This is a genomic window from Nocardioides psychrotolerans (assembly GCF_900113685.1).
GTDB lineage: Bacteria > Actinomycetota > Actinomycetes > Propionibacteriales > Nocardioidaceae > Nocardioides > Nocardioides psychrotolerans.
The window spans coordinates 185,434-211,128 of record NZ_FOQG01000007.1; the positions used below are offsets into that span (position 1 = coordinate 185,434).

Genomic DNA, 25,695 nt, shown 5'->3' on the forward strand with positions numbered 1-25,695 from the left:
GGTGCGCGACGGGTGCACGGAGGGTGGTGAGCGCTGGTCAGAATGATCCCGATCCCGGCTGTCTGTCATCCAGGACAACAGTGGGACGGTGGATTGTGCAAACCCTCGACCCACTCCCAGGCGGGCCGGAGTGAGCCACGTCTCCTCGCCCTACCTGCTCGAGCGGGCTACCAGGACCCGCCGAAGGCGGCCTCGGAGTTGGCGTCGACGGCGACGCACAGCTCCTCCAGGTCGTCGCCGCGGACCTCCGCCATCAGCCGCATCGTGTGGGGCACCAGGTAGGACGCGTTGGGCCGCCCGCGGTAGGGCACCGGGGTGAGGTAGGGAGCGTCGGTCTCGACCAGGACCCGGTCCAGGGGGGCGATGGCGAGCGCGTCACGGAGGGGCTGGGCGTTCTTGAAGGTGACTGTGCCGGCGAAGGACAGGTAGGCACCACGATCGAGGCAGCGGCGGGCGAAGTCTGCGTCGCCGGAGAAGCAGTGCATGACCCAGCGCTCGGGCGCCCCCTCGTCGTCGAGGACCGCGAGGACCTCCTCGTGGGCGTCGCGGTCGTGGATCACCAGGGTCTTGTCAAGGCGCTTCGCGAGATCGATGTGGCGGCGGAACGACGTCACCTGGGCGGCGCGGCCCTCCTCGCCGGTGCGGAAGTGGTCGAGACCCGTCTCGCCCACGGCGCGGACCTTGTCGTGCGCCTGGGCGAGCCGCTCGATCTCGTCGAGTGCCTCGTCCAACGTGCCTGCACCCGCCAGCCGGGGCGCCTCGTTGGGGTGCAGGGCGACGCCGGCCACCAGCGCGTCGTGGCGCGCGGCTGCCTCGACCGCCCACCGGGCTCCCTGCAGGTCGCACCCGATCTGGACGATGCGCGGCACCCCGACGGCGGCAGCGGAAGCGATCGCCTCCTCGGTCGCCAGCCAGTCGCCGTCGGCGATGTCGAGGTGGCAGTGGTTGTCGACCACCGGGTGCGGCAGGGGCTCGGGGGCCGGCGGTCGCTCACGGTCGCGACGGCTGCCGCTCTTCTCCTCGGTCGCCGCCCGCGAGCGGGTGGGCTCACGCGTCGTGTCGTTGCTCATCAGGCCCCGATCCGGTCGAGGATCGCCTCCGCGCAGGCCTCGGGCTCCTGCGTGGGGATCCAGTGACTGACGCCGCGCAGCGCGACGAAGCGGTAGGGGCCGTCGACGTACCTCTCGGTCAGCTCGGCGCCCTTGCGGCCCAGCGCGACGTCGCCGTCGCTCCACAGCAGCGTGGTCGGGACGGTGACGTGCTTCCCGATGAGGGTCCGGTCGAGGAAGGGCAGCGCGCGGTACCAGTTCATCCCGCCCGTCAGGGCGCCGGCCTCGATCACCTCCGCGCGACAGCGCGCGACCTCCTCGGGCCGCATGCCGGCGTGGGCGAGCGACCGGTCGAAGACCGATCCGCGGCGGCGCGCACTCAGCTCGGGGACCCAGGGCAGCTGGAAGAGCAGCATGTACCAGGAGCGCAGCACCTGGTCGGAGCTGAGCATGGACCTCAGGAACGCCGTGGGGTGGGGCACCGAGACCGCCGTCAGGGTGCGCACCAGCTCCGGCTGCCGCAGGGCGAGGGCCCAGGCGACGATGGCCCCCCAGTCGTGGCCGACCACGTGCACCGGGGCCCCCGCGCCGGCCGCGGTGACGAGCGCGGCCACGTCGTCGGAGAGCTCGGTGAGCCGGTAGTCGCGGCGGCGGGGCGGTCGGGCGCGCGGCGCGTAGCCGCGCTGGTCCATCGCCAGCGTGCGGAAGCCGCGCTCGTGGAGCAGCGGCGCCACCGAGCGCCAGCAGGTCGCCCGCTCGGGGAAACCGTGCAGCAGCACGACGACGTCCCCCTCGATCGGTCCCTCGTCCAGCACGTCGAAGGTCAGCCCGGAGCGGTGGACCTCCGCGATCCGGCCGCTCACGCGCCGTGCACCAGGTTGTAGACCTCGCGCTTGGGCACACCGGCCAGCTTGGCGACCTCGACGATCGACTCCTTGCGACTCATGCCCCGATCCTCCCGCTCCTGTACGGCGGCCCGCAGGCTGGTCTCGTCCGTGGACACGACCGGCCCGCTGGTGCCCTCGACGACGATCGTCACCTCGCCGCGGATCCCCTCCGCGGCCCAGGTGACGAGGTCGGCCAGCGGACCACGGCGTACCTCCTCGTGGGTCTTGGTCAGCTCGCGGCACACGGCCGCGGCCCGGTCCCCTCCCCAGGCCTCGGCCATGGCCCGCAGCGCGACCTCGGTGCGGTGCGGCGCCTCGAAGAACACCATCGTCCGCTCCTCGGCGGCCAGCGCGGCCAGGCGACGGGCCCGCTCCCCCTGCTTGCGTGGCAGGAAGCCCTCGAAGCAGAAGCGGTCGACCGGCAGACCGGAGACCGCGAGTGCGGTGAGCACCGCGGACGGTCCGGGGACCGCGGTGACCAGCACGTCGGCCGCGACGGCCGCGACGACCAGGCGGTAGCCGGGGTCGGAGACGCAGGGCATGCCGGCGTCGGTGACCAGCAGCACCCGCTCCCCCGCGAGCAGCGCCTCGAGCAGCACCGGGGTGCGCGCCGACTCGTTGCCCTCGAAGTAGGAGACGACGCGTCCGGTGATCGTGACACCCAGGTCGCCGGTCAGCCGCTTGAGGCGCCGCGTGTCCTCGGCCGCGACCACGTCGGCGGTCGCGAGCTCGTCGGCCAGGCGCGGCGGGGCATCGGCCACCCGGCCGATCGGGGTGGCGGCGAGCACGAGCACACCGGCGCCGCCTGCTCCGTCGGTGGTCTTGTCAGTCACGGTGCCGATCATGGCAGCCCCGTCACGAGGGCCCTGTCGAGAGCGGCCCGTATCGTTCAGCAGCGTGACGACCCCGACCCGGCTGCGCGGCACCCTCGAGGAGCCGCTGGCCAGCTGGGGCGCCTCGATCGGCGTCGCGCTCCTCGCCCTGGTGCTGCGGCTGTGGCACCTGGGCTCGCCGAAGGTCTTCGAGTTCGACGAGACGTACTACGCCAAGGACGCGTGGTCGATGCTCAACCACGGCTACGTCCGCACCTACGTCGACGACGCCAACGAACGCATCCTCGACGGCCAGACCGCCGGCATCTGGAACGCAGACCCCTCGATGGTCGTGCACCCCGAGGTCGGCAAGTGGCTGATCGCCCTGGGCGAGAAGGCCTTCGGGATGGACCCCTTCGGCTGGCGCATCTCCGCCGCGGTCGTCGGGGCGCTGATGGTGCTCGTCATGTGCCGGCTGGCCAAGCGGGTCACAGGATCGACCGCCCTCGGCCTGGTCGCCGGTCTGCTGCTGACCTTCGACGGCCTGCACTTCGTCCTGTCGCGCCTGGCCCTGCTCGACATCTTCCTGGCCTTCTTCGTGCTCAGCGCCGTCACCTGCCTGGTGGTCGACCGCGACTGGTACCGCGCCCGCCTGGCGCGCGAGATCGACGACGCGGACCTCGACGGTCGCGTCCCCGCGCGATCGTGGGGGCCGGTGCGCCCGCTGCTGGTGCGCCCCTGGCTGCTGCTCGGTGGCGTCTGCTTCGGGCTCGCCATCGGCACGAAGTGGACCGCGGCGTTCCCGCTCGCGGCGTTCGGCATCCTGGTCTGGCTGTGGAGCGCGGGTGCCCGGCGCTCGGTCGGCGTGCGGTGGCCGCTGCTGCGCTCGGCGGTCGTCGACGGAGTCCCCGCGTTCGTGCAGCTGGTCCTGGTCGCCTTCCTCGTCTACGTCGCCACGTGGACCGGCTGGCTGCTCAACGCCAGCGTCTACGAGGACGCCCTCTCCTCCACGCAATACACCCGCTTCGTCGCGGAGGGCGCCACCTGCGACGACGAACCGACGCTGGACGACGACCGGTGGCCCACCGCGACCGAGGCCGACGCCACCGGGGTCGCCGAGGCCTGGCAGTCGCTGCGCTCCCTGGCCAGCTATCACCAGGACCTCTACACCTTCCACGCACACTTCTTGAACTGCAGCGAGCACACCTACCAGTCCCAGCCCACGGGGTGGCTCCTCCTCAACCGCCCCGTGGGGGTGGCCGCCGACACCGGCATCGAGCCCGGCACCCGCGGCTGCGACGCCCCCGCAGGCAGCAGCTGCCTGCGGCAGGTGCTGCTGCTCGGCACGCCCGTGCTGTGGTGGGGCGGCATCGTGGCGCTGCTCTTCGCCGCGGTCATGTGGGTCGGTGCGCGCGACTGGCGCTTCGGGCTGACCATCGTCGGGGCCTCGTCGACCTGGTTGCCGTGGCTGCAGTACGACGACCGGCCGATCTTCCTGTTCTACGCGATGCCGATCCTGCCGTTCCTGATCCTCGCGATCACCCTGGCCATGGGCAAGCTCGTCGGTCCCTCGCCCCACCCCTCGCCCCGTCGGACGACGGGCGTGGTGCTGGCCGGCTCGTTCTTCGTCCTGGTGCTGATCAACTTCGCGTGGTTCTGGCCGATCTACACCAACGAGCTGCTCACCCGGGCGGAGTGGCTCGACCGGATCTGGTTCACCCGCTGGATCTAGGGACCCACCCGGCCCGCCGCTAGTCTCGGGAGCATGACCTCGTGGCACCCCGGGTGGGGAGACTTCCCCCAGCCCCTGCTGGACTTCTGGACCGAGCGCCACCTGTGCACGCTGACGACCCTGCGGCCGGACGGCCGTCTGCACGTGGTGCCCGTGGGCGTCGCCCTCGACCACGAGGAGCAGTGCGCCTGGGTCATCACCAGCGCCACGTCACGCAAGGCGCGCAACCTGCTCGAGCGCGGCCAGGTCGCCGCGTGCGCGGTCGACGGCGCCCGGTGGTCGACGCTGGAGGGCCACGGGATCGTCGTGGACGATGCGGCCTCGGTCGCGCGGGCGTGCGAGCGCTACGCCTCGCGCTACCGGACCCCGCGGGAGAACCCGACGCGGGTCGCGATCCGCATCGAGGTGGACCGCTTCGTGAGCTCAGCCGGCCTGGGCTGAGTCTTCCTGAGGCGCCTCGTCGAGGCAGGAGTCGGCGTAGGCGACCAGGTCGCGGGCGTTGAAGTGGGACGGGTCGTCGTGGAAGCCCTCGACGATCAGCTGGGTCACGTCGGCGCCGCGCTCACGCAGCCCCGAGGACAGCGGGCCGGCGTTCTCCTTGAAGATCACCCACTGGTCGCCACGCGACGCCACGATCCGGTAGCGGACGCTGACCGGCAGGGAGGCGACGTTGGCCACGGGGTTGCGGTCGGGCGGCACCTGGCCGGCGAAGGCCTTGAAGATGAACCCCGGTCCGCCGGGGACCTCGTCCATCTCGGTGAGCGCGATGGCCGGCTTCACGCCGTACCAGCAGTTGGGGGCCTTGACGCCGTGGATGAGGGCGTTGAGCGAGACCGAGCCACCCATCGAGCCCGAGACCCAGAGGGTCACCGGCAGACCGGTCTTCTCCTCGGCCCAGTCGACCAGGAGGTCGGCGTCGCGGGTGGAGGCCGGGTTGCCCCAGGACTGGGCGTGGAAGTTGGACGAGGCGATGGCATAGCCCTCGCGGCGCAGCGCGTCGAGCCACGGGCCGTCGATGCGGTCGTTGACGTTGCCGCCCTGACCGTGGAACCAGATCACGAGGCCCTTGGGCTCGATGCCCTCCCCGGGCGTGGTGAGGCGGACCTCCTCGCCGGCGAGGCTGCCGCGCAGGGTCTCACTCGGGGGCTGCCCCGTGGACCCGGTGGTCAGCAGGACCGCCACCAGGGCCAGCGCGATCACGAATGCACTGCGCATCGGCCATCACCCCCACTCGTGCCAGGCCACTGTCGCGGCCAGAATATCCGGCCGGCCCGACAGCGCGGCAATCCTGACCCCATCACGGACGACGAACGCGGTCCGGACCGGTCATCGAGACCGGTGGCAACGAGCACTGCCGGTCCGACCCGTCGGCTCGCCTCAGGCTGCCGGCAGGTCGAAGGCGAAGGTCGTGCCCATGGCCCCCGGCCGCCCCGTGGTGGCGGACCTGCACGCGATCTCGCCACCGTGGCGTTCCACGATGGTGCGGCAGATGGCCAGCCCGAGGCCCGTCCCGACGTAGCTCGTGTCCTCGGCGTGAGCCCGGTGGAAACGGTCGAAGATGGCCTCGCGCTGCAGGGCCGGGACCCCGATGCCGTTGTCCGTCATCTCGATCAGGACACGGTCCCCGGAGCGGACGCCGGTCAGCACCACCACCGGCACCGTGCCGTGTGCGACGTACTTGAGCGCGTTGCCCACCAGGTTCGACACGAGCTGGCGGACCATGTCGACGTCGACGAGCACCGCCGGGATCGGGCCGACCCGCACCGACTCGGACGCCCCAGCCTCACCCGCGACCTCGGCGACGAGGCCGTCCTCGCCGTCCAGCTCGCAGCGCACCGGCTCCATCAGACCGCTCGCTGCCGTCGCCTGGATGAGGAGGTCGGAGATCAGCTCCTCCATCCGGGTCGTCGAGACCAGCGCCCTCTCCATCGCGCGCCGCACCAGGGGTGTGGCTCCCGGTGCGGTCCCCACGGTGACGGCGTCCCCGTCGGGGCCTGGTCCTAACCCGGCGAGGGCCACGTCCAGCCACCCGTGCATCACGGTCAGGGGGCCGCGCAGGTCGTGGGCGACGACCTCGGCGAACTCCGTGAGTCGGTTGCTGTGGCCCCGCTCGTCCGTCACGTCGCGATAGACCACCATCGCGCCCTGTGCCTCGCCCCCTGAACCACCTGCCGTGAGCGCGGACGCGGTCACCGACAGGACGCGCTCGGAGCCGTCCGCCCGGCGCAGCACCAGGTCGTAGGCCGGCACCACGCCGTCGCGGAGGGCCCGCCGCGAGGGGTGGTCCTCGACCGAGATCTCGGTCCCGTCTTGACGGAGGACCCGGTAGCCCTGGGTCGTCTCCTGGTAGCCCGTGGCCGACGAGGCCAGGAGCGTCCGGGCTGCGGCGTTGGTCCTGACGATGACGCCGTCGATGTCACAGACCACCAGCCCCTCGCTCATCGACTCGGTCATCGCGTCGAGCAGCTCCGCGCGCCCCGCTGTCTCCCGTTGGGAGGCACGCAGCCGACCCATGAGCGCATCTCGCTCGTCCCTCCCCGTCGCCAGCGCGAGGACCGTCAGCAGGAGGGTCAGGAGGTAGGCCTGGGTCACCAGGACTTGGGCCTCCGGGCCGCCGAGGGTCCCGAAGGAACCCCGTCCCAGGAACGTCGCGGTCAGGACGATCGCGCCGAAGGAGGCGGTGTGGAGGACAGCGAGGAACGTCGAGAAACGCGTCGCGCACCACACGCTCACGGTCAGCGGCAGGAACGCCAGCGGCAGCGCGGACTCGAAGAAGATGACGCCGTAGGTGACACCGGAGACCGCCACGAGGGCGGCCAGCTCCGGGAGCCGGGCTCGCTCCACCAACACCCATCGCCCCTCGGAGCGGGAGTCGCGCACCCACTCCCATGCCAGGTGACCGGTCGCCCCGACCAGGACGACCCCGGTGAGGTTGCGGGCCCACCAGTCCACGAACACGTGGCCCTGGACATCGGCACCCAGCACCCCGACCAGGCCCGATCCGACGACCGCTCCCGTGCCGGTGGCGAGCACGACGGCCAGGCTGACCCACACCAGGACCCCCGAGTCGTGGAAGCTGCGGGCGCCCCCTGTGCCCAGGATGCCCGGGCACCAGCGGCGCACGAGGACCACGCACGACGACGTCTGCACGAACGCAGCAACCACCACCGCCAGCGTCACCTCCCAGGCAGCACCCGTGGCCGCCAGGAGCACGACACGGGTGCCCGCCATCGTGGCGAGGCAGAGCACGACCGCAGGCATCGAGCCTTGCGTCAGCAGCCACAGGAGTGCCGCCCCGGCCGCCGGGGCCACGAGGCCGACCGATGCCTCGTCGACAGCGCTGACACGTCCGACCAGCACGAGAGCCGCGAAAAGAGCCCACCACGCCATGAAGGCGAGGACCCGGGGTCGGCGACCGGAGGCGGACATCACACCGGCCCCTCGGGGATCGAGCCGGCCCACTGGGCCTCCTTCACGAGCTGCCCCGCCCGACGCGCCAGGTCAGCCGCCCGCCCCAGGGCGGCGTCACGGTCGGTGCCCGCGTCGGACGCCGTGTGGATCGCCACCTGGAGGGCGGCGATGGCCTCCGCCAGTGCCACCAGGGAGGAGTGTCCTGCGCGGACGGGCACCGAGGTCGGCTCGTCGGGCGCGGTGGCGTGGGCGATCCAGCGATAGCCGATGCCACTCTCGGTCCTCACGAAGTCCGGCTCCCTGACTGCGTCACCGAGCTTGCTGCGCAAGGAGCGCATGTGGGCCCGCAGCGAGGTCTGGGTCTCGGCGCCGTGCGTGGGGTCCCACACCTGCGTCACCAGCCAGCGGTGCGTCAGCAACCGACCGGGATGTCGGGTGAGCGCCTCCAGCAACCGCCACTCCATCGAGGTGAGCCTCACCTCGCGCCCCTCGAGCAGCAGCCGCTGGGTCTGCACGTCGACACAGACCTGACCGAAGCATCGGCGCAGCCCGCCGTCGTCCATCGAGGTTGCCGCCCTCCTCGTCACGGCGCGCAGGCGCGCTGCGAGCTCACGGGAGTCGAAGGGCTTCTGGAGGAAGTCGTCGGCTCCGACGTCCAACGCGTCGGCGCGGCTCCCGCGGCGACTCGTCCCACTCAGGACCAGCAGCGGCGCTGCGCTCCAGCTGCGGAGCTCCTTGATGACCTCGATGCCGGACATGTCGGGCAGACCGAGGTCCAGCATGATCAGGTCAGGCTTGTGACGCGTGGCGAGCTCCAGGCCCGCGGCTCCGGTGAGCGCGACGATGATGCCGTAGCCGAAGTGGTCGAGCAGGACGCGCAGGAGATCGTTGACCTCCGGCTCGTCCTCGATCACCAGCACCGTGGGCATGTGGCCCACGCTAGGGCACGGAAGCGCGAGCGAAATATTTACGAGCCGTTTCACAAGTCCTTTACAGGTGCGACCCCACTCGTCCCGCGCGGACGGGCCCCCCGGTCCAGGCTGGATCCGTGACCCACATCCTCGTCGCCGACGACGACCCCGACATCCGCGAGATCGTCGCCCTCCTCCTCGAGGTGGCCGGCCACGAGGTGAGCACCGTCGCGGACGGTGCGGCTGCCTTGGCAGCGATCAAGCACCAGACGTACGCCCTGGCCGTCCTGGACAACGCGATGCCGGTGATGTCGGGCCTCCAGGTGCTCTGTGCCAGCCAGGACCTGGGTCGTGAGTCCCGCCCGATCTTCTTGATGCTCTCGGCGCTCAACAGCCGTCGCGACGTGCGGGCGGCGATGGATGCGGGAGCCGACTACTACCTGCCGAAGCCGTTCGAGAGCACCCGACTCGTCTCGTGCGTCCGCGAGCTCCTCGACACCGGCACCCTCGCGCCCGCAGCGGACGGATGAGTCTCAGGACGGCTCCTCGGGAGGGTGAATCGGCGCGAGGGCGAGCGGTGTGCGCGGTGACCCGGCCTCGTTGAGCCGGGCTGCCTGCCGCGTCAGGTGGTCGCGCTCGGCCAGGTGGGGCGCGTGCAGGGCGGCCTCTGCGTAGAGCCGTGCCGCCAGTGCCGGGTCGCCGTCGCGCTCGTGGAGGTACGCCGCCACGGCGGTGTGGCGGGGCACCGACCCGTCCACGGCGGCGAGGGCCGCGAGCCCGGCGCGTGGGCCGTCGACCTCACCGACCGCGACCGCGCGGTTGAGCCGGACGACCGGGCTGTCGGTGAGGAGCACGAGCTCGTCGTACCACTCGACGACCTGCACCCAGTCGGTCTCCTCGGTGGTGGGTGCGTCGGCGTGCAGGGCCGCGATCGCGGCCTGCGCCTGGAACTCCCCGAGCCGGTCCCGGGTCAACGCCGCCTGCAGGATCGCGACTCCCTCAGCGATCGAGGTCGTGTCCCACCGGGCGCGGTCCTGATCGGCGAGCGGCACGAGGCTCCCGTCGGGCGCTGTCCTGGCAGCGCGGCGCGCGTGGTGGAGCATCATCAGCGCCAACAACCCGGCCACCTCGGGGTGGTCGATGATCGCCGCGAGCTGTCGGGTGAGCCGGATCGCCTCGACGGCGAGGTCGACGTCGCCGGAGTAGCCCTCGTTGAAGACCAGGTAGAGCACGCGCAGCACGGTGGCGACGTCGCCAGGCCGGTCGAGACGCACGCCGGAGACGGTGCGCTTGGCGCGACTGATGCGCTGCGCCATGGTCGCCTCGGGCACGAGGTAGGCACGCGCGACCTGACGCGTCGTCAGCCCGCCCACCGCGCGCAGCGTGAGGGCGACGGCGGACGACGGGGTCAGGGACGGGTGGGCGCACAGGAAGTAGAGCCGGAGCGTGTCGTCGAGCTCCCGCGTCGGCCCGGGCGGTGGCTCCTCCTCCACCCGCTCCTCGCGCCGGCGCCGGGCCGTCTCGGACCTGGTGGCGTCCAGGAAGCGGCGCCAGGCCGCGGTGACCAGCCAGCCCTTCGGGTCCCGTGGGGGGTCGTCCGGCCAGGCCCGGAACGCCTCGAGCAGCGCCTCCTGGACGGCGTCCTCGGCCGCCGCGAAGTCGGCGCCGCGACGCACGAGGATCCCGAGCACACCGGGCGTGAGGCTCCTGAGCAGGACCTCGTCGACCTCGCGTGTCACCCGCTGCTCACTCCGTGATGGTCGGCGGCTCGGTGAGGAACGGGCGCAGCTCGAGCCACTCGTGGATCGGCCTGCCGCCGGCTCCCGGTGCGGCCGACAGCTCTGCGGCCAGCTCGAGCGCCCGGTCGTAGGTGTCGACGTCGATCGCCATCCACCCCGCGATGAGGTCCTTCGTCTCCGCGAAGGGTCCGTCGGTCAGGGGAGGTCGCCCCTCGCCGTCGAAGCGGACGAACGTGCCCTCGGGCGAGAGCGCCTGCCCGTCGACGTACTCGCCGGTGGCCTCGAGCCGGGTGGCGAAGTCGTTCATGTACTGGATGTGGTCCGAGATCTCGTCCTGGGTCCACTGGTCCATGGGGACGTCGTTGACCCCGGCCGGGGCGCCTCGGTAGTGCTTGAGCATCAGGTACTTGGCCATCGTGGTTCCTCTCGCTGGTGCGACCCATCCTGGTCGCTTCACACCGGGGACGGAACCGGTCAGCCGCTCTCGACATCGGCGCGGTGACCGAGGGCAGGAATTGCGAGTACTCGTAGCGACGGTTGTCGCACGAGAGCTAGGCGCCGGGGAGGTCGACCGGTGGGAACCAGGGGCCATCAGCTCCGATGTCAGTGACCGTCATCGTGATCTGGTACGCGTGTGGTGTGCCCGCGCCTACACGCGAATCCTCAGTCGGGGGGCTCCCCGAGCACTGCGTACAACGACGCGAGGTGGGTCACGAGGCGCGGGCCTCCCAGCAGGGCCCCCGGCACGGGGAGCTGGCGCAGCAGCAGATCTGTCGGCAGCTCCGCCTGTACAGGCAGGGCAGGGATGGGCGCCCCGGTCCAGAAGTCGCCATCGGCCGTGGCCAGATCAGTCAGCGCCATCATCGCTCCCACCCGAGGACCTTCAAACGGCAGCGCCGCCGGCTCCTCCGCAGGACGTGCAGCATCACCGCCACGCAGCTCGCGGAGCCGGTGCAGGAGTGCCTCGCGGCTGCGCCCGCGCCACAGCAGGATGGCGAAGGGGTCGTTGTCGAAGCTCTCCGCGAGTAGGTAGAACGTGGCCGCGAGGTGCTTGCATGGGACTTCCCGGTCCGGGCAGGAACAGCTCAGAGTCAGATCCTTGGCACGCTGCGGGAAGAGGGGCGCGCCCGCTGCCAGAAAGACCTCCTCGAGGTCGTGGGGCATCTCGCCAGCGAGCAGCCGGGCACTGTGGATGGCCTGCTCGGCAAGGGTCACCTCGACCTTGGCCCACACCAGCTCGCTGAAGGCCGGCAAGGCGATTGACACCCTGTACGGCGTCCTGCGGGAACCCTGCACTGACGCCGTGACCACGCCCGTGGCCACCTCCAGGGAAAGCACCTGACCCCGTCGGGCGTAGTTCTTGCCACGGGTGAGCCGGGAGCCGAGTGCGAAGGACTCCAGCACCTCGAGGAAGCGTCGCGACCACCAGTGCTCCCCGATGGCGCCTCGTGCGCTGCGGGCAACGAGCCCTCCGTCCACCGCGCGGGGCCTGGATGGAGGCGGGAAGCCGCCTCTGCGGCTGCGACCGGGCGGGCTCACTCCACCACCGACCCGGCCTCGAGGGTGAACAAGTCGCGAAGGGCAGAGGTGGAGAGCTCGGTGAGCCAGCCCTCACCGGTGCCCACGACGCTGGCAGCCAGGCCCCGCTTCTCCTTGATCATCAGTGCGATCTTCTCCTCCAGGGTGCCCGCGCATACCAGCTTGCGCACCTGGACCGAGCGGGTCTGCCCGATGCGGAACGCACGGTCTGTGGCTTGATCCTCCACGGCAGGGTTCCACCAGCGATCGACGTGGATGACGTGGTTGGCTGCGGTAAGGGTGAGCCCGGTACCCCCCGCCTTCAACGACAGGACGAACAGAGAAGGCCCACCCCCAGCAGGGTCCTGGAACCGGGCCACGGTGGCGTCCCGCTGCCCCTTGCTCAGCCCCCCGTGCAGGTAGGCGACCTCACGACCGAACCGGGCACCGAGGTGGGTGCGCAGCAGGTCGCCGAACTCGGCGTACTGGGTGAACAGCAGCGCCTTCTCCCCTGAGGCGAGCACTTCGTCGAGGGTCTCCTCCACGCGCGCCAGCTTGCCTGAGCGCCCAGCGAGTCTGCTGCCGTCCCTCAGGAACTGCGCCGGGTGGTTGCAGACCTGTTTGAGCTTGGTCATGGTCGCCAGGACCAGTCCGCGGCGCTCAATGCCGTCAGTGCTCTCGATGCGGTCCATCATGTCCGTGACGACCGCCTGGTAGAGCGAGGCCTGCTCGCGAGTCAGCGAGCACACCACCTCCATCTCGATCTTGGCCGGCAGGTCAGTGATGATCGAGGTGTCGGTCTTCAGCCGACGCAGCACGAACGGTTGCGTCAACGATCTCAGCCGGGTCGCCGCTTCCACATCGCCGCGGCGCTCGATGGGCGTCGCGAAGCGCTGCTTGAACGTCGAGGGCTGACCGAGCAGTCCGGGGTTGGCAAACTCCATCAGCGACCAGAGGTCGCCCAACCGGTTCTCCACGGGGGTCCCGGTCACCGCGAACCGGTGCGACGACGGCAGTGACCGCACCGCAATCGCCGCCCGAGTCGCCGCGTTCTTCACCGCCTGGGCTTCGTCGAGGACGACGCGGTGCCAGCTCATCTCACGCAGCGCGTCAACGTCTCGGACTACGAGGCCGTACGTCGTCACGACCAGGTCGCAGGACGCCACCACCCTCTGGAACGCCTTGCCCTTGGGTCGCTCAGCCCCATGGTGGACGTGCACCCGCAGCCCGGGAGCGAAACGAGCGGCCTCACGCTGCCAGTTGCCGACCAGCGACATCGGGCAGACCAGCAGGGTCGGACCAACCTCCTGAGGGAGCTGGCCGCACATCAGGGCGAGCAACTGCACGGTCTTGCCCAGACCCATGTCGTCTGCGAGGACGCCGCCCAGACCGACCGACTCCAGGAACGACAACCACGCCAAACCACGTTCCTGGTAGGGGCGCAGCTCACCCCTGAAACCCTCCGGCGCGACCATCGGCGCGATCCGGTGGTCAACCTGGCCGGACAGGAGGTCCGCGAGCCAGCCCTGCCCCTCGACGTCCACGACGGGCAGGCCACCTGGTCCGTCGTCCAGCGCCCCGATGATCGCGAGCACCGCCCCGACGCTCATCCGCCCCGTGCCGTGCGACCGCGTAGCAAGGAACGCCCGGGCTCTTGCCAGGCGGTCGGCGTCCACGTACATCCACTGACCCCGCACCCGCACCAGCGGCTGTTGGGCCTCGACGAGGTCGGCGACATCCTGCTCGCTCAGGGTGTGCTCCCCGACAGCCAGATCCCAGCGGAAGTCCACGAGCCCATCACGGCCGATGACCGCCTCGGTCCCGGCCGAGCCCGGCTGCGCTGGGGTCGAGACGGAGAGCTTGGCGCCCAGCCGCATGGCGGGGTTGGTCCACCACCCCGGGAGCAGTACGCCGAAGCCGGCAGCCAGCAGGATCGGTGCCGCCTCCGACAGGAACAGGTGTGCGCCCTCGACGTCTAGGGTCAGCGACGACGGCCTCGCGGTGCGCAGCGCGCCCTCGATGTCCGGGTACAGGCGCACGGCCCGGCCGAGCTCACCGAGCAGAGTCTCCTGCGGATTAGCGACGTGACGCGCCAGCGCGCGCAACGCCCCCTTGGCGCGCCACACCTGCGCGGCGTCGACGACCAGGCTCGGCTCCTCCGTCGACTGCAACGCGAAGTCCAGTCGCCACGGCACGCTCTCGCCCACCGTCACATCGGCGACTGTCACGTGGGTCGTTGCCTCGCCCGCTCCCGGTGGTTCGACCAGCCGGAAGCAGGCCCGGACCGCACCGACCTCGGTGACCTCCCGCTGCCAGTCAGCCAGCGCCTCTTCGAGGGAGGCCAGCGCCGCTGGGGTGGTGGTGAAGTATGAGTCGGAGCCCGTCAGCGCCGATCGGAACGACGCCGCTGCGCGTCGGCGCGGGCCGGGGCCGAGGCGGGAACGCACCGCTGCGTCCACCAGGGCATCGGTCGCAGCTGCCAGCGACCGCACCGCGGCCGCAACTCGGTCGACGGCAACCGGGCACGCAGCTGTGAAGGACCCGGGCAGTCCCCCGGCCAATGCGCGCAACCACACGGCGTCGACTCCGGTCACCACCGCAGACCACATCGCCATCGCCCGACCGTCGCCCACGTCCCGCACGCCGGGCAGTACGCGGCCGCGTCCGACGAGATCCACGGCAAACCGTGCGAGTGCCTGAAGCGCTCGCAGGTCTCCACCGACAATCGGTCGTTCGAGGTCGATCTCGGCGTCGCCCGCTGCCAACAGGTAGCCCAGAGCGGCCTGGGAGTCCAACGCCAGGGTCGGGACCTCCCACAGTCCGTCGACCAGGGACTCCGGAGTCTGCGACTCCTCGCGGGTCCGGCACACCTCTGCTGAGGCAGCCGGACCCCGGCCCTGGGTCGGCAAGACGAGAACTGCCGTGCCCGGGCTGCCTGCGAGCGCCGTCGCGGATGCCAACGCCTGCGCAGAGACGGCGAAGGGGTGAGCCTGCTTGGCGGGGCGTCGACCTCGGCGCACGGCTGGCTGCGCCGGCGCCTTCGAGTCCTCAGCCCACAAGATCAGCTCGCCCATGGCATTGCTCTGGATCGACCACCAGCCGTGAAGGACGATCAATGCTTGCTCAACTCCCGGGACCCGCCTGCCAGATCGCAAAACTTACCCGACGGAAAGCCCGGCTTATCAGGCGCAACGGTACTTGCGCTACGGCACGCGCAGTTGCGATGGAGTTCGACACCAGGAGCATGCCGAACCCGATCCCAGGTCTATGCGTCGCAGCGTCGTCGCGTGCGGCCGGGGACTGCCCCCACAGCGTGCACTAGCCGCTCGGATCAGAAGCGACGCACCGATGCCACGGTGCGCTGCGCTTGAGCAGGGCCCTCAGTCTGGTGTCGCCGCCTTGGTGGGCCGCTTCTGCTTGCTCTTCTGGTAGTCGGCTACCCACCTCTTCGAGCTCTGCCACTTGCCGTTCTCGGACTGCTGCGCCCGCAGTCGGCCTCGTTCTGCGGCAGCGCGAAGTGCAGTTGCGGTGAGGCCGGCCTTCTCGTGGACCAGGCTCGCGAGCGGCACGAGGCGGGCCGGCCCGTTGACTGCTGGCACGATGAACTTGTAGAGGTTGTTGGTGACCGGGCGGGCGATGACCCCGCCGAGCGGGCCGTAGTCGCCCTTGTCTGCCGTGCGCATCGCCTTGAGGTACTTCGTCCGCTGGTTCTTGAACACGATCGCTGGCGGGTATCCCAGACGGACCAGGAGCAGGTTGAGAAGCAGCCGGCTCGAGCGGCCGTTCCCGTCGAGGTAAGGGTGGATCTTCTCGAAGTCGATGTGAGCCTTGGCGAGGCGCTCGGGGAACGCGACGTCGCTGTCCCCTCGGAGCTTGTTCACGGTTGCGACCCAGTCAGTCATCCGGTGGTCGACGTCCGGGACAGGCCGGTGACGTATCAGCGAGGTGCGCGGAGGGCCACCGGTTGCTGACGGCGGCCACGAGAGACTGCCCGCTGGCGGCCATGAAGACTGCCCGGTGGCGGGCTGGCCACGCTCGGGGGCGCGCATGCGGCCGGACTGGTTTGGCCGAGGTGGAACGGGCCCGCCACGACCAGGATGCGACGAGCCGCGACCATCGCGGACGAGCTGACGGTGGCGCAGGCTGCCCCGCAACGAGGAGAGTGATGAGATGACGAGCCGAACCGTAGCCATGAAGATGGGGATCAAGCCCGCGTGGCGGACCCACGTAGTGGGCGCCCCCGACGGGGTCCTCGAGACCCTCGGCCTCCCACCGCTTGAGATGGTGCCTGAGCTCACGGGGGACTTTGACTACCTGCACCTGTTCGTCACGGCGCAGGCCGCGATGCGCGTCGAGTTCCCCCGCCTCGTGCCGCACCTCGCCTCACAGGGCAAGCTGTGGCTCTCGTGGCCGAAGGCGCGCAAGCTGGGGTCTGACCTGAACGTGCCGAAAGTCATCGAGATTGGCTACGACTGCGGCCTGGTCGAGAGCACGTGCCTGCGCATCGACGAGACCTGGACCGCTCTTCGCTTCACCCACCCAAAGATCGGCAAGGTCTACGAGAACAGCTACGGCACGCTGCCGACGCAGCGCGCCTGACCGGTCGCCACCACCGCGAGGCCGACAACACTGCCACCGGGGCCGCCCAACACCCACCACCGCGGGCCTCCGGGCCCGGCGATCCTGAGGTGTCTGCCGCGGCGGGCCGCCATAGCCGGCATCGAGATTGCCCGGATACACCCGCACATGCTTCGCCACACTTCGTCACCACGATGCTCGACGCCGGCGTGGACCTCCGCGACGTACAGGTCGCGGCCCCGCACGCCGACCCCCGCACAACCATGCGCTACGACCGCGCACGCAAGACCTCGACCGCCATCCCCATGACATCCTGGCCGCCTTCATGGCGTCGGGAACCTGACGCTCAGCACCAGATCTGGGACGTAGGGCGAGTGCCGGCTCTCATCGAGCGCAATATCCACCAGCGCCCGCAAGACGAGTGGGGCTCAACACCATCTGAGCGTGACCTCATTGTCCGACTCCACCGGACCAAGGAAGACATCCCGGGTCTCGGCGTGGTGATCGACGCGACTCGACCGCTCACGGACGTGATCGGCGAGATCCTTCGTCAGGTGGGGTTGTCCGACGCTGGCCGGGACGACGCCTGACAACGACGCGCTGCCCCCAACTCGTCCGCGGTCTCGACCTCAGACAGGTCACACCGATGGGGGCCATCCGTCGCTAGGACAGCGGGTCCGTGTGGTGGCCGATCATGGCCCACCGGTCACCCTCGAGGCGGTATATGCTCGTGGCCCGGATGTTGACAGGTTGCGTGACGCCTCCGACCTTCACGCTGCCGCGTTCGAAGCCGACCACGAAACCGAGGTCGGACGAGCTGAAGCACCGGAGCTCCTCAGCGGCGACCTGACCGCCGAGTCGGGCAGCGGCCTGTTTTTCCCACGACTCTCGGACGGTCTCCCAACCCACGAGAAGCTCGCCGAACGGGCTCATGTAAGTCACGTCGTCCGCGTGCGACCAGACCTCCAGCATCGGTCCCACATCTCCGGTCAGCATCGTGTTCAGTGCCCGGTAGAACGTGTCGGAAGCCTGCTCGAGGGTGCTCATCGCCAGAGCGTCCCACCGCGCTGAGAGCACGTCAAGGAAGGTCCGGAAGCACGATGACTATTGCCGACTTGAGCCCTCACAGGTCGTCCCCGACCGAGCCGGGCGGCGTGCCGACAGGCACTACGCCGATAACTTGCGCTGCCGCTCATCATCCGGCCGGGCCTCTCAGCACAGATCCCGGTCTGTTCGGGGAGAGGGTCACAACCGAGTGTCGCTGTCATCGGCCATAGTGGTAACGACACGCCGCAATGCGAACGTCACTCTCGGTCACCTTGTACACCAGCCGGTGCTCATCAGTAATCCGTCGCGACCAATATCCGGCAAAGTCGTGCTTGAGTGGCTCCGGCTTGCCGATTCCCTCGTTGCCGTTTCGCACCACGTCCTGAATCAGCAAGTTGATGCGCTTCAACACCTTGCGGTCCTGGGTCTGCCACCACAGATAGTCCTCCCAAGCATTGGCGTCCCAGACCAAGCGCATTCTCAGTCGACGTCCACGAGGTCGTGACTATCCCCTGCGCCAGCCTCCAAGCGCTCCATGGCATCGAGAAGGCGACGGGCGTTAGTCGGGGAACGCATGAGGTAGGCCGTCTCGCGCAGAGACTCAAAGTCCTCAAGCGATACGATCACAACCGACTCATGGCCGGCTCGAGTGATGACGACCTCTTCCCGGTCGTTGACAACGTCATCGAGGACCTGTGCGTAGCGCGCACGAGACTCGGTGTAGCTCATCGTCTTCATAGTGCCTCCTGTACAGAAAACCGTACAGGGCGTGAGCAAGCTTGTCGACTCCATGCGCCAAGGGGTCTGGGCGAGGAGTTCATTGACACTGTCAGCTGCGGTTGCTGTCCCCGGCTGACCCAGCCGCCGAACCGTCCACCACGACCTGAGGACGCACAGGGGCCGGCCGGAACCGGAGCCCGAGCACACGCCGGGACCACTGTCAGCCCCGAGTTTCGGCATCACCGACTGAACCGCTTCTGCAACCTCGTCTAGATCCATGCCGTCCAGCGTGTAGCGACTGAGGAACAACGGCTAAGTCGAGGCATCTAAGGGTCGAGCTTGAGAAGATTTTCGATCATTGTGGCGACGGAAGCCTAACGGCGGCGAGTGTCCGTGATGAGGCTGCAGAGACAGGGGGCGGGTGAACCTCGTCCACAGGAACCTGCCAAACGTTGCGGAAGTCTTACTGACTAGCCCACATCCGCGGACGGCTGCGCCGATGAGGGCGCTAGGGCTAACGTCGCCTCACTGCTTTCGTCGGGTGCTCCGAATGACGTCCGAGCTCGAGGTCGGACACCGTCGCCGTCGCGTGGAGCGTCTCATCCCAAGTCGACGGAAGGCCAACGCATGTCCCCCACGGAGCCCCTGACCTGCCTTCGACGCAGGGCGGTCGTCATGGCGATGGCCGTCCTCCTCAACGGCTCGCTCCTCCTCCCGGCCCACGCGGAGGCACACGCAACGAGCCGGCAGCCCACGACTGTCTCGTCGGACCCGCACGGACCCGCCTCGACGCTGACCGACCCGGGACGAATTCGCTCGCTGGCCGCCAAGGCCTACCGCTGGGGCCTGCCGGCCGAGTTCGTCTACCGCTTCTCGCGCTACAACTACTTGGCGACCGCGCCGCGCAACAAGCTCGGCGGTGGGAGGGTTGCGGCCGCCTGGAACAACAACGCGACCAACGCAGGCGACGCCTCGGTCGTCTACCTCAACGCGATGCTCGACCTGAGCGGTGACCCGAGCCGTGGCCGCACGCGCGAGCTCGTCCTGACGGTGCCCCCGTCGCAGGACGACTACTACGTGGCCAACCTCCTCGACAGCTTCGTCAACACGGTAGGCAGCATCGGCACCCGGACCACGCCGTCCACGACCGCGCAGACGTACCTGGTCGCCGGCCCGACGTCGGAGTACGCACATCGGCGGAAGGTCACCATCAACGGCTTCACCTACCGGGTGATGACGATGGACACGAACCTCAACTGGCTGCTGATTCGCATCCGGGCCGACACCCTCGTGGACCCGGCGTCCCCCGCGTCGGCTCGGTCGGTCATCGACCACGTCGTCGCGGGCTTCGGGCTCCAGAGCCTGCGTAGCTTCGAGCGGAGTCATCATGAACCCCGCTACTTCGAACCCGGGTACACACCCACTGCCGAGCAGAAGGCGGCAGCCCAGAAGTGGCACAACACGCCCACGCGGGCGACGACGTTCTTCAAGCAGATGGGGCGCTCGCTGCGCATCAGCCCCCTGCCTACCCGACACACCGGGCTCAACGGGACGCCCCTGAAGGCGCTACCGGCGTGGGTGATCGCGCAACCCGGCGCGAAGAAGATCTACCGGTACCCGTCGTACGGCCAGCGGAAGTCCCTGGAGCGGTTCGCGCGACTCGGCCTGACCGAGCGCGGCTTCCGCGTCCCCAGCAACTGGGGCGAAGCCCAGCTGGAGGCCCTGCAGGACGGCTTCGAGCTCGGTCAGCAGCGGGTCGCCCGAGCTGCGACCTCGGTCGGCGTCAGCAGCAGCACCCACTACTGGAGCTACCTCAACGACGACATCGGCAGCTACCCGAACTCCGCGGCGGGCTACCTCATGCGCGCCATCGTGGTCCTCGCGGGCGGGTCGGCGAACCTCCCGGAGGACGCTGTGTACGCCCAGCTGAACGAGTACGTCGACCCCGACGGCGTCGCGGAGGGCCTCGACGGCAACAACACCTACACGCTGACCTTCACGCCCCCGGTCGACGGCGCACCCGTGCCCGCCGACGGGATCCTGCCGCCGATGGTCACCGGCCCCGACGGCAACCCGAAGGGCTTCTGGTCGATCCACGCCTACGCGACGGACGCCTCCCAGGCGGCTGCGCCGTTCATTCCCCAGGCCAGCGTGCTCAACACGGCCTACTCGGACGCCGACCTCGCCGTCACCGCGGTGGACCCCGTCGCCGACACGGTGACGGTCACGCCCTCCGACTGGGGCCCGCTGGTGCAGAGCTCACCCGTGCTGTTCGGGTCGACGGCCGGGGCGTACGGGCTGCAGCCCAACACGCCGTACTACGTAGCCAGCGTGCCGACCGAGACCACCGCCGACGGGATCGTCACGAGCTACACATTCCAGGTCAGTACGACGTGGCAGCAGGAATGGGAGGCGACAGAGGCACACCCCGTGCCGATCCAGGGGACGGGCGGCGAGCCCGGAGACGTGGTGCCGATCGACGACCCGGGCGATGCGTTGGACCTCACGTGGGGGCCGGTCCAACCGGTGTCCCAGCTCGGCTCGCAACAGATCACGTCGGGCCGGTTGGCGACGAACTCCGACGGCTCGGTGACGATCTGGATCGCACCCACGCTGCCGGACGGCGCGCCGATGACCAACTGGCTCCCGACGCCCTCGACGGCGTACAACGAGTCGGTGTACGGCGCCGCCGGCACGTCGATGGCGACGAGCATCCGGCCGATGATGCGGATGTACTACCCGTCGCCCGGCAGCGACACCCAGCCGTCGATCCTGCCCCCGCCGAGCGGCGCGTCGACGACCACCTACGTGCTGCCCCAGCTGGCGAAGGTGGGCTAGTTCACGGTCAGGTCCTGAGCGTGGGGGTGAAGAGCTCGTGCCGGTGTGCCACTCGGCCGCTTACGAAGACGTGGATGGGGCCGACGTCGACTCCCCCATCTTCAATTGCAGGATCTTGCCCACTCATCGCAGTTCGTCTGCCCGCCCCTTGAAGAACGTCTCGGCGAGCGGGAGGTCGCTTGCCGCAAGCGGGATCTCGTCGGCGGCGAACCGCTTGAGGGTGCCCATCATCTGCGCGAGGACCTGGGGGTCGAACCCTGCGTCAAGCACCTGGGCCTGTTCCAGCAGATCGTCCTTGCCGAATCGTTGCGCGAGAACGTAGACATCGGCGAAGTCGCGAGCCTCGGCTCGACCAAAGAGGGCGAGAAGCTTTCGGCCAGCCAGCTCCAACGGCGCGAGCGTGGGGCCGAGCATGGTCACGATCGGCGCCGTGCGCGGGGGTGAGTCGATCGCAAGGTCGACAAGAACCTCCTGCGCCGAGCGATTGCGACCATGCGACAGAACGAGTTGAGGTTCTCGGTTGGACGCGCGATCAGGTCGCTGGCCAGGAGTGCGGCACCCCCGGCGACGAGATAGCCGATGGAGGCATCGAGACCTAAGAAGATGCGAACGACCTCGACCTGATGGTCGTGAGGTGTTCCGACTCCACTACGCGATCCGTACGTCGATCGCGCCGTTGACGACGCAGCTCCATGCTGCCCGAATGCCAGGTGGCAGCACGAGTTCGTCCCACAGGTCGATGAGCAGCGCTCCGTCGACGTAGGTGACGACGTCACCGGGGCCGCCCTCCCGCAGGACCATCTCGTAGACGTGCGCCCGCTGCCTGCGGTCGCGGAGGTCGAAGTGTCGCCCTCGATCCGACCAGCTCAGATGTAGCGGCAGTGCCACCGTCGCGAACGCTCGATCGCACGGCAGTCGTGGCAAGGCGGTGGGAACCTGGATCGGGCGTCCGCGTTCAACAGCAACGTCGCGGAACTCGATCCTGGGTGTGATCGTGAGATCGAACCCTGCCTCCGCCAAGATCCGCGCAGCCGTGTCGAGCGTCGGCGACTTCCTGCCGCGCTCGTAGGCCGACAAGGTCGGACGCGAGGTTCCAGCCCGCTCAGCGAGGGCGGCCTGCGAGAGACCCGCGGCCACGCGAGCCTGCTCGAGAAGACTCTGAGAAGCCATCTGGCCATAGTATCCGAACGGATACCGCCAGGCCGCAACGTTCATGGCCCGTCACGGAGGTCGATGGTCTGATCCGGCTCGACGTGGAGGCCCTCGGTGCCGTTGACGTCCACCACCATCCCGTGGCGCCCGGCGATGATGTCGCGGCGCCGCGACGCCAGCACCTCTCCGGTTCGCACGGCGGTCTCGAGCAACACCTCGATGATGTCGCGCACCTGGCATCACTCTTAGGCCCGGGAACCTTCCGGTCGGCTACCGCGGGATTGCGAAGAACCGCGACCACCTGCACGTGCTGTTCGCCTCGGCGAACTGGCCCCTTGATCAGCGCATCCCTAGCCAGCCCAGGCGCTCGTCACCGCCCCAGGACGGCCGTGCGCTCGAACATAGGGTCGGTGAATTCGGTCAACCCCGAGTAGACATCCAGGATCCTTTCGTACTGGCGCTGGGCCTCCGGGTCAGGCTCGAAGACCTGACCACCACGGACCATGGCCTCCAGCGCGTCCTCGAAGGTCGCGTAGGTGCCGCTGCCGACCGCGGCGCAGATCGCGGACCCGAGCCCGGCAGCGTCGCTGACCCCGGCTCGTTCCACGGGTCGCCCGAACACGTCGGCGAGGATCTGCATCATCAGGTCGGATTGCGAGCCACCGCCCGAGGCCAGCATCCGCCGTGGTGAGCGACCCAGGGCGGACTCCATGGTCTCGGTGTGAACCCGCATGCTGAGGGCGATCCCCTCGAGGACCGAGCGGTAGAGGTGGTGCGCCCCGTGCGAGCCGTCCAGCCCGATGATCGCGCCCCGCCGGTGCGGGGCGTGACCGGGCGCCAGCCAGTCTGGGATCGTCATCAGCCCACCGCAGCCCGGCGGCACCGCACGAGCCCCGGCGTTGAGCCAGTCGCGCGCAGCACTCTGGTCGACGGGAGCGAGCTCTGCGCCGCTGACCAGGTTCGTCAGCCACGTCACGGTCCACATGCCGCGGCGGATGCCTCCGCTCTCGTAGAGGTGACGTCCCGGGATCGCCGCAGCGTTGACCCAGTAGCCGTCGTTCTCGCAGGTCAGCTCGTCACCGACCGTCATCGAGGCGATGTAGGTGCCGAGGGACAACAGCACCGTCCCTGGATCGACCAGACCGCAGCCGAGCGCCTCGACCGCCTTGTCGTTCGCCGTGGCGTAGACGGGCACTCCCGCTGGGATGTTCGTCTCCTCCGACGCCTCGGCACTCACCAAGCCCAGCAACTCGCCAGGGTCGACCAGGTCCGGGAGCAGCTCCAGCGGCATGCCCGTCCGCTCCGCCTCTGCCGGTTCGGTCGACCACTGGCGCGTCTCGGGATCGATCGGCCACATCCCCAGATAGCTGGCAGCACTGTCGCGTCTGTTGCCGGTCAGGCGGATCGTCAGGTAGCCACCAGCGCTGGCCAGCGTCGCCACCTCCGGGTCGAGACCGGTCACCGGCAGGGAGACCCGCGCATCCATCCAGCTCAGGACCGGCTCGGTCAGGTGGCCGGACGCATCCACCATGGCTCGACAGAACCTGATCCCACACAACCCCACGGCGACGATGTCGCCCGGGTCGCCGGCGAACGACGCGAGCGCCTGCCGGGAGGCCTCGGCGAGGGTGTCCCACAGATCGTCCCCAGGGTGTACGGCGCGCCCGTCCGGACCGAGCTCGTAGGGCTGGAGCGCCGCCTGTCCGGAGGCGTGGACCGTGCCGACAGCGTCGATGACGGAGACCTTGGCGCTCTGGGAGCCGCCGTCGACGGCGAGGAAGTACGCGGTCACGACACAGGTGACTCGGTGAGGACGGCTCGACCGTCCTCGTCCATCGGGTAGACCGATCCCGGGTTCATGATGTTGTGGGGATCGAAGACCCGCTTGAGCCCGGACAGCACGTAGTAGGCGCTGCCGTGCTCCTCCTGAACCCACGGCGTGCGGTACTTTCCCACGCCGTGGTGGTGCACCATGGAACCACCCACCCGAAGCGCCTCCTCGACGATGATCGCGTTCAGCGGCAGGTGGTAGAGGTCGATCTCCTCACGCGGCTCGCAGGTGATGGCGTAGTCGTAGACGAAGTACAGGTTCGTGCCAGTCTGGTAGGAGTGCGAGGAGTGCGCCCCCAGCATCGTCAGGTCTGCGAGCCGCGGGAAGGTCGTGCGGATCCGCGTCATGACGGCGTCGTAGAGCTCGGCGGTGCGCGACCAGTCCACCGACACCTCCGTGGTGTACCCCAGGTGCGCCGTCTCGAGCATCACCGATTTCTCGGCCGCGATCTTGTCCACCCCCCAGTTCAGCGACTCGAACCAGGCGCGGATCACGGTCTCCGAGATGCTCTGGTGCTCGACGGCTGCGGCCATGGCCTCGATCGCAGTGGCGGTGGCCTCCACGAGGGGCGTGGGACCCTCGGCCGTGAGCACGACGAGGTTCTGGTCCATCGGGTGGTCTGGGAAGTGCTGGCGCGCATCCTCCGGTGAGTAGAGCCGGGCGACCGAGGGTCGGTAGCCGGCAGTGACGACCTCCCGCAGCAGCGCCACCCCCGCGGCGAAGTCCGGGAGCAGGAAGCCGAAGTAGCGGGTGTTGTCGGGATACCAACGGAACAGCTTGACCGTCACCTCGGTGATGAAGGCGAGCGCTCCCTCGTTGCCGATGACCACATGGCGGATGTCGGGTCCGGCCGCGCGGCGGGGCACGTTCTTGATCCGGGTGACCTGTCCGCGCGGGAACACGGCCTCGAGTCCGACCACCATGTCCTCGATCGCGCCGTAGAGCGTGGAGAACTGGCCGATCGACCGGGTGGCGACCAGGCCGCCCATCTGGGCGATGGGCTTCGACTGGGGCGAGTGGCCCGTGGTCAGTCCTTGCGCTCTCAGCAGATCCTCGAGGTCCTGGAGGGGGACGCCGCACTGCGTGGTGGCCATCATGTTCTCCGCGTCGACGTGGAGGACCTGGTCCATCCGCGACCCGTCGATCACGAGCGCGTCCTCGACGACCGTCTCGAGGCCACCCTCGGTGCTCGTGCCACCGGTGCGGGGCACGACGGCCACCCGCTCGCGGTGGGCGAAGTCAAGCAACTGGGCGACCTGGTCGGTCGAGGTGGGGTAGACGACGGCAGCGGGGATCGGTCCGTCGTAGATCCCGTGCACCGAGGTGTACTTGCGGAACCTGTCCACGCTGCTCTCACGTAGGCGGGTGGCGTCGGTGTCCACCTGGTCGGCACCGAGCAGGTCGGTGACGGCACGGACGATGTCCGCACGACTCATCGTCGATCGGGAGTTGACCATCGGGAAGGGGCCT

25 protein-coding genes are annotated in these 25,695 nt (G+C 69.6%); 6 read left to right on the forward strand and 19 right to left on the reverse strand.

The genetic code is table 11. The features are described from left to right. Nucleotides 1–167: 167 nt before the first annotated feature. Genes BM204_RS10860 through rsmI form a run of 3 tightly spaced genes read right to left on the reverse strand, consistent with a single transcriptional unit; the run spans nucleotide 168 to nucleotide 2,769 of the window. Nucleotides 168–1,070 carry a TatD family hydrolase gene (locus BM204_RS10860; RefSeq protein WP_091113027.1) on the reverse strand — a complete coding sequence of 301 codons (903 nt, stop codon included), beginning with the start codon at nucleotides 1,068–1,070 and terminating at the stop codon, nucleotides 168–170. After that, nucleotides 1,070–1,912, reverse strand: a complete 843-nt coding sequence (locus BM204_RS10865) for an alpha/beta fold hydrolase (protein WP_091113029.1) — start codon at nucleotides 1,910–1,912, stop codon at nucleotides 1,070–1,072. The genes BM204_RS10860 and BM204_RS10865 overlap by 1 nt, the downstream gene beginning before the upstream one ends. Continuing rightward, nucleotides 1,909–2,769, reverse strand: coding sequence for a 16S rRNA (cytidine(1402)-2'-O)-methyltransferase (rsmI, locus tag BM204_RS10870; RefSeq protein WP_371863249.1), 861 nt, complete (start codon nucleotides 2,767–2,769; stop codon nucleotides 1,909–1,911). The genes BM204_RS10865 and rsmI overlap by 4 nt, the downstream gene beginning before the upstream one ends. A 64-nt stretch (nucleotides 2,770–2,833) precedes the next feature. Between rsmI and BM204_RS10875 the strand changes: the two genes are divergently transcribed. Together BM204_RS10875 and BM204_RS10880 are read left to right on the forward strand one after the other, a co-directional pair. After that, entirely contained in the window at nucleotides 2,834–4,480 is a 1,647-nt protein-coding gene (locus BM204_RS10875; protein ID WP_246166118.1) for a dolichyl-phosphate-mannose--protein mannosyltransferase, read from the forward strand. Between the two features lie 33 nt (nucleotides 4,481–4,513). Next, a complete protein-coding gene (locus tag BM204_RS10880; protein ID WP_091113034.1) occupies nucleotides 4,514–4,921 on the forward strand; it encodes a pyridoxamine 5'-phosphate oxidase family protein in 408 nt (135 codons plus the stop codon). Here the strand turns inward: BM204_RS10880 and BM204_RS10885 are convergent. The 3 genes from BM204_RS10885 to BM204_RS10895 all read right to left on the reverse strand — a co-directional run bounded on the left by BM204_RS10885 (nucleotide 4,904) and on the right by BM204_RS10895 (nucleotide 8,820). After that, nucleotides 4,904–5,695: an alpha/beta hydrolase gene (locus BM204_RS10885; protein ID WP_091113036.1), complete on the reverse strand. Its 792-nt coding sequence runs from the start codon at nucleotides 5,693–5,695 to the stop codon at nucleotides 4,904–4,906. The two genes, BM204_RS10880 and BM204_RS10885, sit on opposite strands and share 18 nt — an antisense overlap. A gap of 162 nt (nucleotides 5,696–5,857) precedes the next feature. Next, nucleotides 5,858–7,909: a sensor histidine kinase gene (locus BM204_RS10890; RefSeq protein WP_143099724.1), complete on the reverse strand. Its 2,052-nt coding sequence runs from the start codon at nucleotides 7,907–7,909 to the stop codon at nucleotides 5,858–5,860. Then, nucleotides 7,909–8,820, reverse strand: coding sequence for a response regulator transcription factor (locus BM204_RS10895; protein WP_091113041.1), 912 nt, complete (start codon nucleotides 8,818–8,820; stop codon nucleotides 7,909–7,911). The genes BM204_RS10890 and BM204_RS10895 overlap by 1 nt, the downstream gene beginning before the upstream one ends. A gap of 119 nt (nucleotides 8,821–8,939) precedes the next feature. Between BM204_RS10895 and BM204_RS10900 the strand changes: the two genes are divergently transcribed. Beyond that, complete coding sequence (locus tag BM204_RS10900; protein ID WP_091113043.1) at nucleotides 8,940–9,332, forward strand: response regulator transcription factor; 393 nt, start codon at nucleotides 8,940–8,942, stop codon at nucleotides 9,330–9,332. 3 nt (nucleotides 9,333–9,335) lie between these two features. Here BM204_RS10900 and BM204_RS10905 read toward each other — a convergent pair whose 3' ends face one another. The 5 genes from BM204_RS10905 to BM204_RS22985 form a co-directional block, all read right to left on the reverse strand. After that, nucleotides 9,336–10,541: an RNA polymerase sigma factor gene (locus tag BM204_RS10905; RefSeq protein ID WP_091113045.1), complete on the reverse strand. Its 1,206-nt coding sequence runs from the start codon at nucleotides 10,539–10,541 to the stop codon at nucleotides 9,336–9,338. Nucleotides 10,542–10,548: 7 nt separating this feature from the next. Further along, a complete protein-coding gene (locus tag BM204_RS10910; protein ID WP_091113047.1) occupies nucleotides 10,549–10,956 on the reverse strand; it encodes a YciI family protein in 408 nt (135 codons plus the stop codon). A 248-nt stretch (nucleotides 10,957–11,204) separates the two neighbouring features. Then, nucleotides 11,205–12,020 (reverse strand): SWIM zinc finger family protein, encoded by an 816-nt coding sequence (locus BM204_RS10915; protein WP_218031345.1) that lies wholly within the window; start codon nucleotides 12,018–12,020, stop codon nucleotides 11,205–11,207. 56 nt (nucleotides 12,021–12,076) lie between these two features. Beyond that, the gene (locus tag BM204_RS10920; RefSeq protein WP_218031346.1) at nucleotides 12,077–15,133 is read right to left on the reverse strand and encodes a DEAD/DEAH box helicase; all 3,057 of its coding nucleotides are present in this window, start codon (nucleotides 15,131–15,133) and stop codon (nucleotides 12,077–12,079) included. 306 nt (nucleotides 15,134–15,439) lie between these two features. After that, entirely contained in the window at nucleotides 15,440–16,252 is an 813-nt protein-coding gene (locus tag BM204_RS22985) for a Fic family protein (protein WP_091113053.1), read from the reverse strand. On the opposite strand from BM204_RS22985, the gene BM204_RS10930 reads away from it, so the two are divergent. Both BM204_RS10930 and BM204_RS22990 read left to right on the forward strand, forming a co-directional pair. Next, nucleotides 16,230–16,658, forward strand: coding sequence for a hypothetical protein (locus tag BM204_RS10930; protein ID WP_218031347.1), 429 nt, complete (start codon nucleotides 16,230–16,232; stop codon nucleotides 16,656–16,658). The genes BM204_RS22985 and BM204_RS10930 overlap by 23 nt on opposite strands. 173 nt (nucleotides 16,659–16,831) lie before the next feature. Further along, the gene (locus BM204_RS22990) at nucleotides 16,832–17,227 is read left to right on the forward strand and encodes a hypothetical protein (RefSeq protein ID WP_218031348.1); all 396 of its coding nucleotides are present in this window, start codon (nucleotides 16,832–16,834) and stop codon (nucleotides 17,225–17,227) included. 73 nt (nucleotides 17,228–17,300) lie between these two features. On the opposite strand, the gene BM204_RS10945 is transcribed toward BM204_RS22990, so the two are convergent. The 3 genes from BM204_RS10945 to BM204_RS10955 all read right to left on the reverse strand — a co-directional run bounded on the left by BM204_RS10945 (nucleotide 17,301) and on the right by BM204_RS10955 (nucleotide 18,413). Beyond that, entirely contained in the window at nucleotides 17,301–17,684 is a 384-nt protein-coding gene (locus BM204_RS10945) for a YybH family protein (RefSeq protein WP_143099725.1), read from the reverse strand. 217 nt (nucleotides 17,685–17,901) lie between these two features. Further along, nucleotides 17,902–18,162, reverse strand: a complete 261-nt coding sequence (locus BM204_RS10950) for a Txe/YoeB family addiction module toxin (RefSeq protein WP_091113060.1) — start codon at nucleotides 18,160–18,162, stop codon at nucleotides 17,902–17,904. 2 nt (nucleotides 18,163–18,164) lie between these two features. Beyond that, entirely contained in the window at nucleotides 18,165–18,413 is a 249-nt protein-coding gene (locus tag BM204_RS10955) for a type II toxin-antitoxin system Phd/YefM family antitoxin (protein ID WP_246166522.1), read from the reverse strand. A gap of 618 nt (nucleotides 18,414–19,031) precedes the next feature. On the opposite strand from BM204_RS10955, the gene BM204_RS10960 reads away from it, so the two are divergent. Then, the gene (locus BM204_RS10960) at nucleotides 19,032–21,242 is read left to right on the forward strand and encodes a DUF1254 domain-containing protein (protein ID WP_091113066.1); all 2,211 of its coding nucleotides are present in this window, start codon (nucleotides 19,032–19,034) and stop codon (nucleotides 21,240–21,242) included. Nucleotides 21,243–21,365: 123 nt separating this feature from the next. On the opposite strand, the gene BM204_RS10965 is transcribed toward BM204_RS10960, so the two are convergent. The 5 genes from BM204_RS10965 to BM204_RS10980 form a co-directional block, all read right to left on the reverse strand. Then, a complete protein-coding gene (locus tag BM204_RS10965) occupies nucleotides 21,366–21,743 on the reverse strand; it encodes a nucleotidyl transferase AbiEii/AbiGii toxin family protein (protein ID WP_143099726.1) in 378 nt (125 codons plus the stop codon). A gap of 147 nt (nucleotides 21,744–21,890) precedes the next feature. Then, complete coding sequence (locus BM204_RS10970) at nucleotides 21,891–22,457, reverse strand: helix-turn-helix transcriptional regulator (RefSeq protein WP_307725919.1); 567 nt, start codon at nucleotides 22,455–22,457, stop codon at nucleotides 21,891–21,893. After that, nucleotides 22,454–22,627, reverse strand: coding sequence for a hypothetical protein (locus BM204_RS22660; protein ID WP_170259282.1), 174 nt, complete (start codon nucleotides 22,625–22,627; stop codon nucleotides 22,454–22,456). Before BM204_RS22660 ends, BM204_RS10970 begins: the two co-directional genes overlap by 4 nt. A gap of 137 nt (nucleotides 22,628–22,764) precedes the next feature. Continuing rightward, complete coding sequence (locus BM204_RS10975; RefSeq protein WP_091113071.1) at nucleotides 22,765–24,186, reverse strand: FGGY-family carbohydrate kinase; 1,422 nt, start codon at nucleotides 24,184–24,186, stop codon at nucleotides 22,765–22,767. After that, a complete protein-coding gene (locus BM204_RS10980; RefSeq protein ID WP_246166524.1) occupies nucleotides 24,183–25,661 on the reverse strand; it encodes an FAD-binding oxidoreductase in 1,479 nt (492 codons plus the stop codon). Before BM204_RS10980 ends, BM204_RS10975 begins: the two co-directional genes overlap by 4 nt. Between the last annotated feature and the right edge of the window lie 34 nt (nucleotides 25,662–25,695).

Excerpts from the sequence above, each read along its gene's own strand:
- BM204_RS10980 (WP_246166524.1), bottom strand. The coding sequence starts at position 25,661 with ATGAGTCGTGCGGACATCGTCCGTGCCGTCACCGACCTGCTCGGTGCC.
- BM204_RS10890 (WP_143099724.1), bottom strand. The coding sequence starts at position 7,909 with ATGTCCGCCTCCGGTCGCCGACCCCGGGTCCTCGCCTTCATGGCGTGG.
- BM204_RS10895 (WP_091113041.1), bottom strand. The coding sequence starts at position 8,820 with ATGCCCACGGTGCTGGTGATCGAGGACGAGCCGGAGGTCAACGATCTC.
- BM204_RS10910 (WP_091113047.1), bottom strand. The coding sequence starts at position 10,956 with ATGGCCAAGTACCTGATGCTCAAGCACTACCGAGGCGCCCCGGCCGGG.
- BM204_RS10945 (WP_143099725.1), bottom strand. The coding sequence starts at position 17,684 with ATGAGCACCCTCGAGCAGGCTTCCGACACGTTCTACCGGGCACTGAAC.
- BM204_RS10970 (WP_307725919.1), bottom strand. The coding sequence starts at position 22,457 with ATGAACGTTGCGGCCTGGCGGTATCCGTTCGGATACTATGGCCAGATG.
- BM204_RS10880 (WP_091113034.1), top strand. The coding sequence starts at position 4,514 with ATGACCTCGTGGCACCCCGGGTGGGGAGACTTCCCCCAGCCCCTGCTG.
- BM204_RS10930 (WP_218031347.1), top strand. The coding sequence starts at position 16,230 with ATGACGAGCCGAACCGTAGCCATGAAGATGGGGATCAAGCCCGCGTGG.
- BM204_RS10860 (WP_091113027.1), bottom strand. The coding sequence starts at position 1,070 with ATGAGCAACGACACGACGCGTGAGCCCACCCGCTCGCGGGCGGCGACC.
- BM204_RS10885 (WP_091113036.1), bottom strand. The coding sequence starts at position 5,695 with ATGCGCAGTGCATTCGTGATCGCGCTGGCCCTGGTGGCGGTCCTGCTG.
- BM204_RS22990 (WP_218031348.1), top strand. The coding sequence starts at position 16,832 with ATGCTCGACGCCGGCGTGGACCTCCGCGACGTACAGGTCGCGGCCCCG.
- BM204_RS10955 (WP_246166522.1), bottom strand. The coding sequence starts at position 18,413 with ATGAGCTACACCGAGTCTCGTGCGCGCTACGCACAGGTCCTCGATGAC.
- BM204_RS10950 (WP_091113060.1), bottom strand. The coding sequence starts at position 18,162 with ATGCGCTTGGTCTGGGACGCCAATGCTTGGGAGGACTATCTGTGGTGG.
- BM204_RS22985 (WP_091113053.1), bottom strand. The coding sequence starts at position 16,252 with ATGGCTACGGTTCGGCTCGTCATCTCATCACTCTCCTCGTTGCGGGGC.
- BM204_RS10920 (WP_218031346.1), bottom strand. The coding sequence starts at position 15,133 with ATGGGCGAGCTGATCTTGTGGGCTGAGGACTCGAAGGCGCCGGCGCAG.
- BM204_RS10960 (WP_091113066.1), top strand. The coding sequence starts at position 19,032 with ATGTCCCCCACGGAGCCCCTGACCTGCCTTCGACGCAGGGCGGTCGTC.